The organism is Comamonas sp. MYb69, assembly GCF_037479315.1.
Taxonomy (GTDB): Bacteria; Pseudomonadota; Gammaproteobacteria; order Burkholderiales; family Burkholderiaceae_C; genus Comamonas.
Genome location: NZ_JBBGZG010000003.1, coordinates 300,404 through 315,295 on the forward strand (window position 1 = coordinate 300,404; position 14,892 = coordinate 315,295).

12 protein-coding genes and 1 tRNA gene are annotated in these 14,892 nt (G+C 54.7%); 5 read left to right on the forward strand and 8 right to left on the reverse strand.

The window, feature by feature from the left end; translation table 11 throughout:
- Positions 1-126: 126 nt before the first annotated feature.
- The 3 genes from WH303_RS05580 to WH303_RS05590 form a co-directional block, all read right to left on the reverse strand.
- On the reverse strand, positions 127-1,209 hold the full coding sequence (locus tag WH303_RS05580) for a hypothetical protein (RefSeq protein WP_339517331.1): 1,083 nt from the start codon (positions 1,207-1,209) through the stop codon (positions 127-129).
- Positions 1,210-1,525: 316 nt separating this feature from the next.
- A complete protein-coding gene (locus WH303_RS05585) occupies positions 1,526-2,890 on the reverse strand; it encodes a DUF6923 family protein (RefSeq protein ID WP_445228256.1) in 1,365 nt (454 codons plus the stop codon).
- An 854-nt stretch (positions 2,891-3,744) separates the two neighbouring features.
- The gene (locus tag WH303_RS05590) at positions 3,745-5,661 is read right to left on the reverse strand and encodes a DUF11 domain-containing protein (RefSeq protein ID WP_339517332.1); all 1,917 of its coding nucleotides are present in this window, start codon (positions 5,659-5,661) and stop codon (positions 3,745-3,747) included.
- Positions 5,662-6,014: 353 nt separating this feature from the next.
- Between WH303_RS05590 and WH303_RS05595 the strand changes: the two genes are divergently transcribed.
- Positions 6,015-7,598, forward strand: coding sequence for a THxN family PEP-CTERM protein (locus WH303_RS05595; RefSeq protein ID WP_339517333.1), 1,584 nt, complete (start codon positions 6,015-6,017; stop codon positions 7,596-7,598).
- 297 nt (positions 7,599-7,895) lie between these two features.
- Here the strand turns inward: WH303_RS05595 and WH303_RS05600 are convergent, their stop codons facing one another.
- Both WH303_RS05600 and WH303_RS05605 read right to left on the reverse strand, forming a co-directional pair.
- Positions 7,896-9,554, reverse strand: coding sequence for a sensor histidine kinase (locus WH303_RS05600; RefSeq protein ID WP_339517334.1), 1,659 nt, complete (start codon positions 9,552-9,554; stop codon positions 7,896-7,898).
- A 741-nt stretch (positions 9,555-10,295) separates the two neighbouring features.
- A tRNA-Arg gene (locus tag WH303_RS05605) sits at positions 10,296-10,370 on the reverse strand.
- A gap of 222 nt (positions 10,371-10,592) precedes the next feature.
- On the opposite strand from WH303_RS05605, the gene WH303_RS05610 reads away from it, so the two are divergent.
- The 4 genes from WH303_RS05610 (at position 10,593) to WH303_RS05625 (ending at position 13,800) form a co-directional block, all read left to right on the forward strand.
- Positions 10,593-11,513 carry a site-specific integrase gene (locus WH303_RS05610; protein WP_339517335.1) on the forward strand — a complete coding sequence of 307 codons (921 nt, stop codon included), beginning with the start codon at positions 10,593-10,595 and terminating at the stop codon, positions 11,511-11,513.
- Positions 11,514-11,743: 230 nt separating this feature from the next.
- The gene (locus tag WH303_RS05615) at positions 11,744-12,118 is read left to right on the forward strand and encodes a hypothetical protein (RefSeq protein ID WP_339517336.1); all 375 of its coding nucleotides are present in this window, start codon (positions 11,744-11,746) and stop codon (positions 12,116-12,118) included.
- A gap of 74 nt (positions 12,119-12,192) precedes the next feature.
- Complete coding sequence (locus WH303_RS05620) at positions 12,193-12,921, forward strand: AAA family ATPase (RefSeq protein ID WP_445228257.1); 729 nt, start codon at positions 12,193-12,195, stop codon at positions 12,919-12,921.
- A gap of 78 nt (positions 12,922-12,999) precedes the next feature.
- Entirely contained in the window at positions 13,000-13,800 is an 801-nt protein-coding gene (locus WH303_RS05625; RefSeq protein ID WP_339517337.1) for a DUF4435 domain-containing protein, read from the forward strand.
- Here the strand turns inward: WH303_RS05625 and WH303_RS05630 are convergent.
- The 3 genes from WH303_RS05630 to WH303_RS05640 form a co-directional block, all read right to left on the reverse strand.
- A complete protein-coding gene (locus WH303_RS05630) occupies positions 13,769-14,077 on the reverse strand; it encodes a hypothetical protein (RefSeq protein ID WP_339517338.1) in 309 nt (102 codons plus the stop codon). The genes WH303_RS05625 and WH303_RS05630 overlap by 32 nt on opposite strands.
- Positions 14,078-14,104: 27 nt before the next feature.
- On the reverse strand, positions 14,105-14,596 hold the full coding sequence (locus tag WH303_RS05635; RefSeq protein ID WP_339517339.1) for a hypothetical protein: 492 nt from the start codon (positions 14,594-14,596) through the stop codon (positions 14,105-14,107).
- The coding region (locus WH303_RS05640; RefSeq protein WP_339517340.1) for a hypothetical protein at positions 14,589-14,892 on the reverse strand (304 nt) is incomplete at its 5' end. The genes WH303_RS05635 and WH303_RS05640, both read right to left, overlap by 8 nt.

The following is a 14,892-nucleotide window of genomic DNA, read 5'->3' on the forward strand; positions in this document are numbered from 1 at the left end:
AACCAGCGGTAGAACCCCAAAGCGGTCTATTCCTTGGCATCTTCTGCCAGACCCTTGTCCCATCGGATCAGCGCGGATGGCCCGCGCCTGCGTTCAGACCACAGCAGACGGTGTTGCAAAGGGTTCCTAGACCTTGCGGCGCCTGGAGAATCCCAGGAAGCCGGCTAGCGCCATGATGGGCGAGAGCGCCAGCAGGCCCCAGGCTGTCATCGTGGGCACAGGGGTCGGCACGGGAGCGGGCTCCACGGGCGTTGTTGGTGGATCCGGCTCCACGACAAAAGTCATGCGGACCATACCGGCCTGCCCCGGTTGCCCACCGTCGCCGCCAGCGCCGGCCCCGATGTTGAGTCCTCCGGCAGCGCCGCCGCTTGCCCCCGATCCATTGGCGCCTGCGATGCTTTCTCCTTCGCATGCTGCCACGGCCAATGGGCCTGTCAGGATCAGGCCGTCTGCTCCCGGCATGCCGGGCACTCCAGGTACGCCATTGGTACCTATGTTTCCGTAGCCATAGCCGGGAGAGCCCGAGCCACCGTTTCCACCATGGCCTTCGTAGCCCGCCTGTCCGCCAGCGCCGCCTATCCCTGCTATCGCACCGTCACCGCCGTTGCCGCCATCCCCGCCATTGCCGCCGTCCGTCCCATTTGATCCGTCTATGCCGTTCCCTTCCCAGCTGCCATCCCAATCAGGTGCGCTACTTCCGTCCACTCCATTGGCGCCATTGCCACCTGCACCACCCGATCCTCCAATGGATCCAGCGCCGCCGCCTCCGCCCAGGCCGCCAGGGCGCCCCAGGAAATTGGCACCTCCAGCACCCCCCGTGCCGCCGCTGTGCGTTGTCGCACCTTGACCTGGTAAGCCGCGCGCGCCATCGTAATAGTTGAGGTCCACGGTGCTGCCGCCGCCGCCACCGCCGCCATGGGCCGTGACACCGAGCACACCGGGGCCCGACACTGCGGAGAACCCGCCTCCCGTGCTGTGCGTCCCGGTGGCTGTCCAATCTGCGCTGTTGACCAAGCCAGCCGCGCCGCCGGCCGCGACGATGACCAGCAGCTCGTTGCCTGCAGTCACGGCAAGACGGGCTTTGCAATAGGCCCCGCCGCCGCCGCCGCTGCCGCCCCCTGCGATGCCGTTCCAGCCCTGGTCATTCGAGCCCCCGCCACCGCCGCCACCCCAGGCCTCAAAGCTGATGTGGGTTACCCCTGCAGGCACGGTGCAGGTCCCCGCTGCATTGACGCCATTGACGCAATCTGCGGCTATGGCGTGGCCTGCAACCCCGAAGCAGGCCACGGTTGCTAACTTTGCGAGTATTGGATTTTTCATTTTTTTCCAGTGAAAGCATGGGAGAGGGCTGGCCCATTGAGCGAGGGTGATGCAGAGAATCCCTCAGGGGTGTTGCTGCGTGATCGAAGGTCTTGTCGCTTTCCGCTGCACGAGCTCCAAAAAAAGAGCCTCGCTGGGGCCAATAAGGCACTTACGAAGCTCTTTTGTCGCAGCTGGGATCAGCGTGTACGCCCATATGCGGAGGTCATACCTTGCGACGGCGAGACAAGCCCATAAAGCCCGCCAAACCCATTAATGGAGAGAGCATGAGCAGGCCCAGCGCAGTCATCGTGGGCACGGGGGTAGGTGCAGCAACGGGGGGAGCAGTGGCAGGGGTATCGGTGTCCGTTGCCGTGTCGTTGGAGGGGTCCGGGTCGGGATTGGTATTGACTGCGCTGGCGCTGGAGCCATCGGCTTCGACCGTGGCGGTGTTCACCAGATTGCCCGTGAAACCGGCTGGGATGGCCATGGTCAGCGTATAGGTCGCAGTCGCATTCACCGCAAGATTGATGGTGTCATCAATGCTGCCTGTGCCACTGGCAGCACAGCTTCCGCCGGCCGAAGCGCTGCAGGACCAAGAGGCGGTGCTGATGCCGCTGGGCAATACATCCGTCACCTTGGCGCCTACGGCGGTGAACGGACCGTTGTTGCGCACGGTAATGGTGTAGACGACATTGGTGCCCGGCACATAGGTGGTTTGGCCGTTGGTTTTGGTGATGCTCAAATCCGCAGGGAACTGGATGGGCGCATTCGGGCAGTTGGCGCCATCGTTGGTGCCCGATCCGGGCGAGCCGGCAATGAGCGTTTTGACACCGGTGAGCAGGTTGATCTGGTAAAAACCGCTGCCATTGTTGGCCGAGCCAAACATACCGTTGGTGGCACCGAACTGCGCGCCCAGCACACCACCGGTGCCGTCTGGCGTACCCATGGCCGAGACGGCTCCAGTACCCACATCGATGGCATAGAGCTGGCCTGTGTCGGACACCGAATACAAGCCCCCGGAAGCGCCACCGACCCAGGCGATGTCCGAGGCCGTGAATGCTGTATCCAAGGTGATGGTGGTAGCGGTCAGTGCGCTCGTATCAATGGCATAAATCACCGAGGTGTTGCCAAAGGGTTTGACATAGTAGGTGCCATCGCTGCCCACTGTGCCCGAGTTGTAAGCGGGACTCGCTGGCAGCCCCGTCACAGCGCCCACAACGGTGACAGCTCCGGTGCTCTGGTTGACGCTGAGCAGATTATCGCCATTGGCATCGGTCCGCATCGCATAGATCTGGCCATCGGTGGGGGAATAACCCAAGGCGTTGTAGGAAACCGCAGAAGCCCCCCCAATGCCGGTAAACACCATTGGATTGGTATCCGTAGACACGCTGTTTAACGAGGTCGGTGCGTTTTGCGACAGAAAAAGCCGGCCATCGCAGGCGACTTGTGCCATCGATACGGCTGGCAATACCAAAGCGGCCGAGATAAGCAGATGCTTGAATGTCTTTTTATGGGCGGGAGAATTCGTCAGCGGCGACGAAAATGCTGGAAAGGCTGGGCCAGGCGGCATTTTCTTAGAATCGGTCATATTCACCCTTTACTGAATTGAAGCGGATGCAGTAATAAAACAAAAATGCAAGTTCTCTTGGCTGTGAATGAGGGACGGATCGCGATAGCGGAACCCTATGTCCTTCTATTCACTCGGTCACGCTGTTTACAATGCCATACACCTAAAACATGGTCAAGGCGCAGGTGGACATGGGTAGGATTTTTTTGTTAGCTGTTTCAAATCGGATGGTATGCAAATTCAAAATCTTTGCTTTTTATCCATTTTCTTTGTTTTTATTTAATTTCCTTTGATTTTTTGATTTTTATAGATAACTTGGGATTTGGCATTGTCAATACCCCCTTTCAACCAAGCGGGTGCGAATGATGGGGCGGTGCGGCTTCACAGTGCAGCGGGGATGGGGTTATCCAGCTATTTTTTGAGGCAGATGGATGGTCCGCTGCGTGATGCGTGCCGAATACCGGTTCACGGCAGGGATGTGATATAGGCTGTGGGCCTTGGGAACTTCTGCACAACTTCCTGCCATGGTCTGAACGTGCTCTCGGGGGATCCAATCCCATGTCTTTCTCGGCAATACCTCCGGTTCGCCTTTAAGGGGCGCCTTGTGCGTTTTATCCCGATCAGTGTCCGTCGCGCTTGGTGAGGCTTGTGCAGAGGCAGCCCAAAGAGGGCGGTGTCTTGTCTGGCTAAAGCGCTTGGTCAATATCTTGGCAAATGCCGCTCGTCATACCGGTTTGTTGGGGCGGCCTGTCAGCAATGGCCGAGTCGGCTGTGGGTATTGCATTTTCGAAAGGTCTTGGAATAAAAAAATCGCCTCCAGCTGGAGGCGATTGTGAGTAACTCGGCAAGTCTTCAAGCCCTGAGGCTTCTAGCCATCACTGGTTGCGTTGGCGGCGGCGCAGTGCCAAGGCACCGATACCGGCACTCAATCCGCCCAGCAGCGCCAGGCCAGCCAGGTCCAATGCAGGGACTGGGGTGGCAGGGCCAGCGGTGGCGATGACGCTGTTGGCGGTTGCGCTGTTGTTGGCCGGAGTAGGGTCATCAATGCCCGCTGGAGCCGCGATGCTTGCCGTGCTGGCCAGCGAACCGGTGGCATTTGCAGCGACCTTGGCCGTGACGGTGTAGGTCACGCTGGCGCCCATAGGCAGGTTGACCGTGTCATTGATATTGCCGCTGCCCGATGCGCTGCAGGTACCGCCGCCTGCGCCCACACAGGTCCAGGTGGCATCCGTCAGTGCGGCAGGCAGGGTGTTGGTGACCGTGGCGCCCGTGGCTTCCACCGGGCCGGCATTGCTGGCGGTGACGGTGTAGGTCACCGTGGCACCGGGTGCTACGCTGGCAGCGGCACTGGCGTTGGTGATGGACAGGTCGGCGCTTGGGGGCTCACCCGTGCAGGCTGCGGTGACATAGAACTCGGCAATGGCGCCCAATGCACATGTTCCACCGCTACAGTCGTTGGTTTCTTGCCCGCCATCCAGCCGGAAGCCCACGGTGTTGTTGCCGCGTGCAAAACCAAGCGCTGCAGACGTGGTATAGGTCTGGAATGCACCATAGCCATTGGGAAGATAGGTGGGTCCAGCAGCAGATTCCGCACCCGCTGCAGGCTTCACATAAACGGAGCTTCCGTAGTCATCAAAGGCAAACCGCCCGGTGAGCTTGATGCTGGCCAAATCGACATTGCTGCCAATATTGACAGGCTGGTTCATTACGAACGTGGAGCCGTCCTGGATGCCACGAGACTGGCCGGTAGCTGCTGGGTAAGGCACACCAGGAATGTCGCTGCTCGCAGGGTTGGTCGTTCCTGGGCTGATCCAGCGGGCGTCGGTGGCCGTTGCCAGCGATGCTGGATCGAAATAGCTGCGATACCGGTAGCTGTCAAACAGAGGCTGCTCGACGTTCTCCAGGGCGGTGCCCGCCGCATTCATGCGCTGCGTCCATTTCCAGTCTCTGGCATTGGTGGTAAATGGGCCAACACGGACTTCATCACCCGCTTGGCTGCCAGCGGGGCAAGCCAGAATGGTGGCGGGTTGGGCGGGCGGCTCCTCCTGGCAGTCGGCCGTGATTTCAAAATCTGCGATGAGGCCGGTTGGATTTCCAGAGCTGGCGGTGGTCGACGCAGTGTTATATACAACAAAACCGATGGTGTTGTCGCCATAATAGAAACCCAGACCGTTGTTATTACCGTCCAGATTAATAGTTCCTGGAGAGCCATAGCTCATGCCCAGATTCTGCATTTGCAACCAGGTCGTGCTGCCAGAGGGCGGGCTAGCGGGGCGAACAACAAATTCCGAACTGTCATCCACTCCTCCACTACCAATGATCTTGATACTGGAAAGCTTGATATTGCTAGGAATAGTAATAGGCTCGTTGTAGTAGAAAGTAATTCTATTTTCAACCCAGGCGCCATTTGCCACCACACCGCGCGCGTTCACTTCCGGATAGGGTCCGACACCCGTAGTCGCACCTGCACCCGTCGGGTATTGGGCATCGCCAAAGGAAATCCAATCCCCTTGGAGCGGAGTGCCTGCAAGATCGCCTGCACCGCTGGTATGCACCGCAGTCGCTTTATCAAACCAGCCGCGCCAATGGTAGTCGTCCACAATGGCTGCCGCACCTGTGGCGGTGCCACTTGGAGGGGCTACGTATTGGGCATCCGTTGACCAGGTCGCCTTAGCGGTGTGAATGCGTAAGGGCGCACCACAAGCCAATGTCGCAGCCTGTACGCCAGCGGCAGCCGTCAGCCCTGCAAGCGACACTGCAAAAAGAGCAGCCTGTCTGTGAATTAATTTCATCCTGAAAACTCCATCCCAATTGAAAAATATCCCATACGCACCCGCAAGATAAACTAAATCAATTGAATATTATTTAGTATAACTTACGTCTATCGTGTATATGTGAGCCGCAAAACAGGGAGAAATCTAGCAGATGGTTTCAAACTGCATCTTTGCTTAATTTAAATATTTTTTGGATTTATTGATATTTCTTTCAATACTCCATTATTTCGTTTGATAGCGTTGTGTTTCTGATTGTAATTTTTAAAAATTAACATATCCCGATGGCGAAGCCACTACATTGCATGTAGATTTTCTTGACTCGTTTTTCTTCGTTGAAAAATGAATATCTACAGTTCGTTGCGGGGTTCAATATGTTGCATCGAAGCATAAGCGTCACCGTCCTGGGTTTGCTTGGCGCCTTGTTCATCGGCAGTGCCACTGCCGCGCCCCTGGAATGGGACTACACGGTCACGGCCGAGTTTGTGACGACCACGGGCGCTACCACGTTCATTGGCGCGGGCCCAGGTAACAACAATGGCTGCGAACTGGTCTCCGCCACCGATATCACCTGGGGAGCTTGCCCCAGTGGCCCTGCCGGTGAGGGGCGCAGCGGCATCGGTGTCTCAGCCAGTGCGCAGACGGGCACCTTGGTGGCCAATGGCGCCGCGCAATACGCCAATGTCTACACCCATACCAATAACGTGGTGGCGTTGAACTTTGCGACCCTGACCAGCGCCACGATCAGCACCACGCTCGGCCTCAAAGCCAAAGGCAGTAGCGATCCCTACACCTATGAGACCTTCGTCTACACCATCAAGTTTTCAGAAACCCCGAACGGCAGTGACCCGACCGCCTGCGTAGTGAAAGGCGGAGACCCTTGCAGCGATATCTGGGTGCTGGACGGCTCGGTCAATCGCACGGTGGTCATGGATGGCCAGGAGTTCACCTTCAGCTTTTTCCCTGAGCCTGCAGCCATTCCGCTGGATCCGGAGATTTGCGAGGCAGCAGGCGCGGAGGTTGGCTGCATCGGCTTTACCACCCAGGAGAACATGGTCAACGCGATCCCCTTCATGATGAACCTGACCCAGGTGGCCAATGTCTCGGGCCGGGTATATGCAGAGGGTAGCGACCCCGCCAACACGCAAGACGATGGCAACAGTGTGGATGCCGGTATGGCGCTGGCGGTGTCTTTGCTGTGCACAGGCCCCGACTACAGCGCAGGCCCGGTCGATGCAGCAGCGGATGGCAGCTTCAGTTTTGAGAATGTACCGGCCGGGGCGGACTGCGCCATCACGACAACGCCGCCCGCGGGCTACCAAGCGGCCTATACACAACAGGGCACGACCGGGGCGAGTGGCGCGCCCGGTGCGCTCGACACCAGCGTGGCGGGTAGCACGGCTGCGCAGAGCATTGCCATCAGCGTGCCGTCCGATGGATCGACCGGCAATCTGTTTGCGCTGCGCGCAGTGACCGACATGCAAAGCACCACCGTCTGCAGCCCTGCCACGGCAGCCGAGGGGGCCACTGTCAGCTGCACAACGACCTGTACCAATACCGGCAGCAGCACGGCACTGCAGGCTTTTTGCGCCATCCCCAACGCCGCCAGCTTGCCCGGCAGCCCCACACCTGTCTGCAGTGCGCCCGCTGATCTGCCGCCCAATGGCACGCTCAGCTGCACACTAAGCTTTACGATGGCCGGCAACGCCAGCATCACGGTGGTGGGCGGGGCTGGTGCGGACAATGACAGCAATGGCGGGGGCGATGCAGCGGCGGGCAACAATGCATCGAGCGCGGCGGTTGCCCCGCAGGTCACGACGCCGACCAACCCTACGAATCCCAGCAACCCCACGCCCGTGCCTGGTCTCGGAGGCTTTGCGCTGGTGGTGCTGGCGGCCTTGATGGGGCTTGTGGTGTGGCGCCGGCCACGGCTTGTGGCAGGCGGCCGCATGCGATGAGCGCGGCAGGGCCGCCCGCGAGGCTGCACCGTGGTGTGCGCTGGCGTTGCGAACCCTGGTGATGGGTCTAGAGCCATGGCAATGGGTCAGTCTGCGACAGCCGCCGGTTGGCCAGGAGCAGTCGCTGGATGAACGCTGTCCAGACCGATTCACCAATCCCAAAATGCAGTTCAAATGGGCGAGGTGCCGCGCAGCACTTGAGGGTTTTTTGCGGGCAGCAACCGGCTTGTTTCGATGAAGTCTGACGCCATTTGAGCCATGACTTTGCCGGGGGCGAAGCAGGTGTTCTATCGCTGTCTATGGATGCTTTGCATGCCCGCCACGCTGCAATGCCAGCGTTTGTATGCCGGAAAAATCGAAATTCTCCAGCATGTCTTTGACGAGGGCCGTCATCGGCACATGGAGGGGATCTTGGCCATGGCGTTCAATCCAGTTTTCAATGTCTGTGAGACGGCCTTGGACGGCGAGGTGGGCCAGTTCCTCGAGAGCCGGATCATCGGGCATGGGGATTGCTGGCAATGCTGACGCAACGCAGGTGTGATCTCGCTCTGGGCCTCTTGGCACGATGATGGGCCATTCCGATTCGGATGTGTGAAGCACCGGCACCGACAACGCGAAGGAGAACTCCGTACCTTCGCCGGGCTTGCTGGTCACGCTCAACGTACCACCCATGGCCGCCAAAATACGCTGCGCAATGAACAGGCCCAGCCCGTTGCTACCGCTTTGGGCCTGTATCTGCTGGAAGGCGCCAAAGATATCGACGCCCTGGTTGAGGTCCATGCCTATTCCGGTATCACTGACAGCGATGTGCAGTGTGCAGAAATCACCCACGGGCTTGGCTGTGACGGAGAGGGTGACCACGCCACCGTGCGTGAACTTGGCGGCATTGGAGAGCAGATTGAGCAGCACCTGCTGCATGCGCTTGCCGTCCAGCACGATCTGCTGAGGGAGCCGATGCGAGGGCTGGTAGCGGAAGCGGTTGTCCTGCTGCGCGCACAGCGCAACGGCGAATTCAGAAATACCGTCGAGCAGTTGAGGAAGGTCGATGGTGGCCGGCTGCACCCGCAAAGGCTGCAGCTCGCCCTTGGTGTATTCCAGCAACTCATCGATCAGGTCGAGCTGGTATTTGACACTGCGCTGGATCGTCTGGAGCGGTTTTTTATGCGCTTCTGGCACATCGGCGAGCAACAGTTTGGAGTACCCACTGATGGTGACCAGAGGGGCACGTAAATCGTGGCTGATGTATCCCAGCAGTTCGACTTTCTGCCGGTCGCTGGCCCTGGTCGCTGCGAGCGCTGCGCTCAGATCTGCCTGCAGAGCGAAGGCGTGCATGTTCCCGAACGCGAGTGCGTAATTGATGTGAATCAGCATCAGCCCAAAGGCAAGCAGCGTCTGGAAGTTGCCTGCAGCCAGAAAATCTTGCGGCATGGGGAAGAATGCGGTGCCGGCTATTCGAGCACCATGCCCCACCAAGAACAGTGCAGTCACCACCACCACTTCGGGGTTGACGCCTTCGGCCCGCTCTTTACCCACTGCCAAGAGGGTGTGAAGCGTCATCCATGCGATCAGCGTTTGCGCTGCGCAATGGCTATAAACACGCGCCGTCGTGTTGTAGTCAAAGTAGCAGTAGTAAGCCAGCAATGCCCCTTCCATGACCAGCACCGCCAGCATCGATAGCACCCAGGATCGGCGTCGGCCATAGAAAAGGCAGATACCGATCTGGAACATGATCGAGCTGAGTGTGATGGCGAGGTTGGCGACGACGATGGATAAGAGATCAGGAATTCGGTCCCGCCAGGTGACCATCACCGCACCGGCGCTGAACAGGAAAAAACCTGAGCTCCAGTAAATAAGATAGCTGGACCGCTGCCTGAGCCACAGCACCAAAATGCCAATGCCCAGGGCAAACTCAACCAGAGCGCTGAAGAACGCAGCAGTGCCAATACTAAAGTTCATGGGAGGAGACGCTTTGTCGGTGGGGCGTGCTGTCGCATGTTGTGGCGACAAGAGGGAGCAGTATGCAATCGAATTGCAAGAAAAAGTGCAGCGCTTCAGGCAATTTTTGAAGGCCAAGCTGGCGGCTGACGTGGCGCCTGTGCCATCAGCGCTGGAAGGAGGCCGACACTGTCGCAAGGTCACCCACAGCCCAGATGCCTCCCAAGCTCAGCAAAGCTAGCGGTCACCCCTCATAAAATTTCCTGACCGGAGCCGCCACCGGTCTGTTCAGGCTTGGAGCTGCCGCAGGTACATACATTTTTTCTGACGGCTTGAAAGACATGTCGGTGAGATGTACACCACTGCTTAGGGCGGGTAGCCGCTGCCCCTTGGCATCACAACCCATGTGCTCTGGGTGGGTAGCCGCTGCCCCTTGGCATCACAACCCGTGTGCTCTGACCGAGGAAGGGCTCCACCAGAGGCGCGCTGCCGGCGCTATCTGCCCAGCCCCGCGCTGGTTCGCAGTGTGTAGCGAGGTATCTGTGCAAGGCGTTGGGGCAGGGGCCGGAGGAGTGCGGCAAGTACATCGCGATGGTGCCGCAGGGGCGCCTCAGGCTTGCGGAAAGGCGAGGCGGGACAAACTAAACCAATGGAAAAAAACCATTCAACGACCTGCAGAAGCAGGTTGCATGGGTCTGGTTTTGTCCCGGTGTTGTGCTGTTGGTGGTTAGCACTTCTGTGCTTGATTCCATTGCAGAATCTTGGTCCCCCCGACAGGAATCGAACCTGTATCTAGCGCTTAGGAGGCACTCGTTCTATCCATTGAACTACGGAGAGGATGGGGCAACACTATACGACGTTTTTAAGCGTCTCCCTCTGTGGGCATCATCATTTTTCATTGCTTCTCATTAGCTCAGTGATACGGGATTGATACGGTATCAGTTGAAGGAACAAGGGCAACGGCAAGCATCACACAGGTCAACGGTAAGTGGCGGGCACTTGTCCGTCGCAAGGGGTCTCCATCATATTGCAAAACCTTCCCGGTCAAGGCTCAAGCGGTTGCTTGGGGCTACCCGCATCGAGGCAGATCTTGGCGCCGGTCAGGCCCCCACTGGTGATGTCGTGCGCGGCGGATCATACTCCGTCAGCGAACTGATACAGGAGTATCGCAAGCTCATGGAGAAGACGCGGCCAATTTCAGACAAGTCCAATTCGCACTACATGTTAAAGGCCCTTGATCTGCGCCTTGGTCAGCTTGATGCGCTGCGGCTGACTGTCGATGACCTGGTGGGCTTTTGCTTGGTCCGAAAGGAAGAAGGCGCAGGTCCCTACACAGTCAACATGGATGTATCGAAGCTAGGTACTGTGATGCGCTACACCGGATCGTTTTTGCGGCTACAACTGCCTGATGCGGTGGGGATGGCTAGGCCAGTGCTCAAACACATGAGTCTGATTGGGTCAGGGGGCAAGCGAGAGCGTCGACCGCAAGAAGATGAGCTTGCACGCATCCTCGCGTGGTTAAAGCAGCATAGAGGGAAGGTGTACGCAGACTTTGTTTATTTTGCTGCGCTGACGGCCATGCGCCGCAGTGAGATATGCGGACTTCTGCGGGCCGACATAGATGCAAAAAAGCGTCTGGTTCTTATTCGTCAGCGCAAAGATCCACGTTCCAAAAAAACCAACGACCAGTGGGTGCCGCTCCTAGGGGAGTCCTGGGACGTGGCGTTAGCACAACCAGTAGTAGAAGGTGATCCGCGAATTTTCACGGTCCACCCTCAGACGGTCAGTAAGTATTTCAAGGATGCAAGGGTAGCGCTCAACATCCCTGATCTTCGGTTGCATGATATGAGGCATGAGGGAACCAGCCGATTGTTCGAGGAAGGCTATGCGATACAGGAAGTGGCTTTAGTGACAGGACATAAAAAATGGGAAACACTGAAGCGTTACACTAACTTACGTCCAGAAGATCTGCATCGTTGATTCGATCGAATTTCCAGTGAATTGCTTAATAGTTATTGTAAAAAGAGATGCATTATGAACAATGAAACCTTAAGAGTTAGATCCATTCGCGTCTCTGGCCTGTTTGGACTGTACGATCACGAAGTTGTTTTGGATAAAGATCGAATAACAGTAATTCATGGTCCTAATGGCGTAGGGAAACAGTATTTCTGAAGCTAATATTTGCCTTTTTAAAAGGTAGATATATTGAGATGATTAATACTAAATTTAATGAATTTGAAATTCAATTTAGTAATCAGACTTCAGTTCGCTTTGAAAATTTCAAAAATAAAAATGATAGAAAAGCGTTTAGGATTTATTATATTTATCCAGGAAAAAATGGAGCTTTTATTTCTGCATCAAATGAGTTTGATGTGCATCGTTTTGCGAAGGAGCTTGCAAATAAATCTGGTTATTTATTGCAGACGGCAGATAATAAGTGGATTGATAGGCGAACAGATGAAGTATTTCTTGATGAAGAAATTCTAAGTAGATCTGATGCTTATTCATATCTCACATCTTCAGCAATGAAAGCTGTTGAGCCAACTGCTCTAAAAAAATTAGAGAAGAAATTGGTGCTCATTTAATTGAAACTCAACGGCTCATAAAATTTCCAAAAGAAGCGCCTGAGTTCAGACTCCGAGAGAGTAAAAATGAAAGAATGACGTCTACAGTTTTGGAGTATTCCAATGATCTAAAGTCTCGAATTGAAGCATCTCTTGTCGAGTATGCCAAGCAATCTCAAAAGCTTGATCAATCATTTCCTCAAAGATTGCTTAACGGTTTTCCAAACGTTTTGGATGCGGAAGAATTGTTTGAGAAAATGAGAAGTGTAGAGCTTAAAAGAGAAAATTTTAAAACACTCGGAATCCTCGATAAAAATGATACTGACGTAAGTGCCTTATGGAGTCCTAATCTTGACAATCTTGATCGTTCGCAGCTCTCGGTTATGTCGGTATATGTGCATGACATGACTGAAAAGATGGCGATTTTAGAATCGCTGTCGAATAGGATCGAAATTTTTTTAGATGTTTTAAATAGAAAGTTTACAAATAAAACTCTTTCTATAAATCGAGAGCGTGGATTGATTGTTACAAGTGTAGGTGATCAATCAATTAATGTATCTGCACTTTCTTCGGGTGAGCAGCATGAGCTAGTTTTGGTATACGATTTACTTTTCAAAGTCAGTCCTAATGCGTTGGTTATGATTGATGAGCCAGAATTGTCTTTGCATATAAGTTGGCAAAAAGAATTTATAAATGATATTGCCGAAATTATAAGTATTGCTCAGTTTGATGTTCTGATGGCAACTCATTCTCCATATATTGTGGGGGATCGATCTGATCTACTTGTGGAGCTTTCTTCCACTATAGATTCAAACAAAAAGTAGTACTCAGGAGTTAGCTTGGTGACTAATGCATTTGCTGTAAGTAAAACCCCGCGGATCATTTATAACGAAGTAGTCATGATGAACGCCAATTTCCAAGGTATTCATTTCTTGGTTGAAGGGGAAGATGATGGTAAGTTTTGGCGTAGCTTTGTTAATGATGAAAATATATCGCTAGTGATCTGTGAAGGCAAAGAGAAGTTGGTAGGTGCCAGTGGCTTGTTATCTACTTTAAAAAAGAAGAATATTACAGGCGTCTATGATCGAGATTTCGATGGATTAAATGGTGTTGTGCATCACCCAAATATGTTAATTTCGACGGATGAAAACGATCTTGAAATAACTATAGTAAGAAGTCGGGCTCTAAGAAAAGCTATAGCTGAGCTTGCGGCAAAAGAAAAGGTGAAATCGTTTGAGGAGGCTAATGGTTTAAGTGTTGAAAATCATGTTGAACGTCTATCGAGTGAATTTGGAAAATTACGTTTTCTGAACCATAAACTCTCTCATAGAGTAGATTTTGATAAACTGTCCCCGTATAGATTTATTAATGCTAATGACTGGATGCTGAATGTCGAAGAATTAAGAGCTTCATATGCTCAACTAGCAAGCATTAGTAATGAAGAATTGATATCTCACTTGCATCTTCATATTCCTATTGTCGAGCCGTGGCAGTTATCACAAGGTCATGATGTTATTAGAATTATTTCTCAAGGTTTAAAATTTGCCATTGGTGAGAGGCAAATTAATGAGCGCGATTTAGGAATTTATTTAAGACTCGCTTATGAGCCGGGATGCCTTCAAAAACTTAAAATGTATAACTTCCTCAAAAGTATAGAGAATACATGTGGAGTCAAGTTTTTACGCTTTGATGATCCGAATTAGTGGTGCGAGTTAACCTCATGCCACTTTCCCTGATCGTGTCAAAGTGTTTTGCTACGTCTCTAAAATCCGCATAACGTTTGCCATTGTCGATATACGTTTGTATACCAAAGGTGTTTGCGCTGATGCGATTTAGCACTGTTCCTGGTGAGATGCCTAACACTTTTGCGAGTTGGTTGATATCAAGACGCAAGCCATACTTTTCAGCCACTAACATTTGCGTGACCAAGCTGGGGCTTGAGGTTTCTGGAGAAGCGGCGACCGTAGCACGGCGGGTCATATTAGTTTTCCTTTTTCCTGTAACGGGTCAGTCGTTCGCGCATCGGTGAGTGGCATTGCCGCCTTCTGGCGCTGCATCAGCCACTATCTTGGCCAGCACCGCTGTCAGATCACATGCCGAGGGGGCCTCCGTAGCTGCAAGTGATGGAAAGGTGATGAGGACGAGGTACTTCTGGGCGCGTTCAATCCAGTCACCCACTTCCACATTTGAAATCGTGCCGGTCGGCTCATTGAATAGCGTGCGGACAAGCTGCGAGCCTTTTGTGGCGTGCTCTAGAACTTCTGCGCGGAGCTTGTTCGCGTCAGGAACTAGGGGCGCATGGGCTGCCACTGCCCATGCTGCGTAGGAGTGCATCTGCTCGGTGCTATAGCCGTCATTGCTTAATTGATCTCCACCTTGGCCATTGAATTGGGCGAGGAAGGCTGGCTTTCGCAGCCCAACATGGGATGTACTTGGCCAGCGCAAAGAGCCATTACCGCTAGGGCATGTGCAGGCGTGTGAATAGTGACCTTTAGACATGTGCTACCTCTTGCACTTGGTCGGCTGCGAACTTGACGAACTTCTTGGTACCGCGCTTTGGGTGGGGCATTGCCACCTCGTAGCCCTTGGCGCCCAGGTCGCGGAAGACGTTGCCGGTCATACCGCCCCAGTTGGCAAGGCTTGGATCGAGCGCAACGCGGATGATCGTGACGGGTGATCCCACGGGGATGCGCTCGCCGCCGGCGGCGGGCGTGTCTGCAGGGGGCTCAGTGGTGGTTGCCAGCTCAGCATCCTCCGAAGTGGTCGTTGGCGCAGGCTGGGCGTTAGCCACAGCC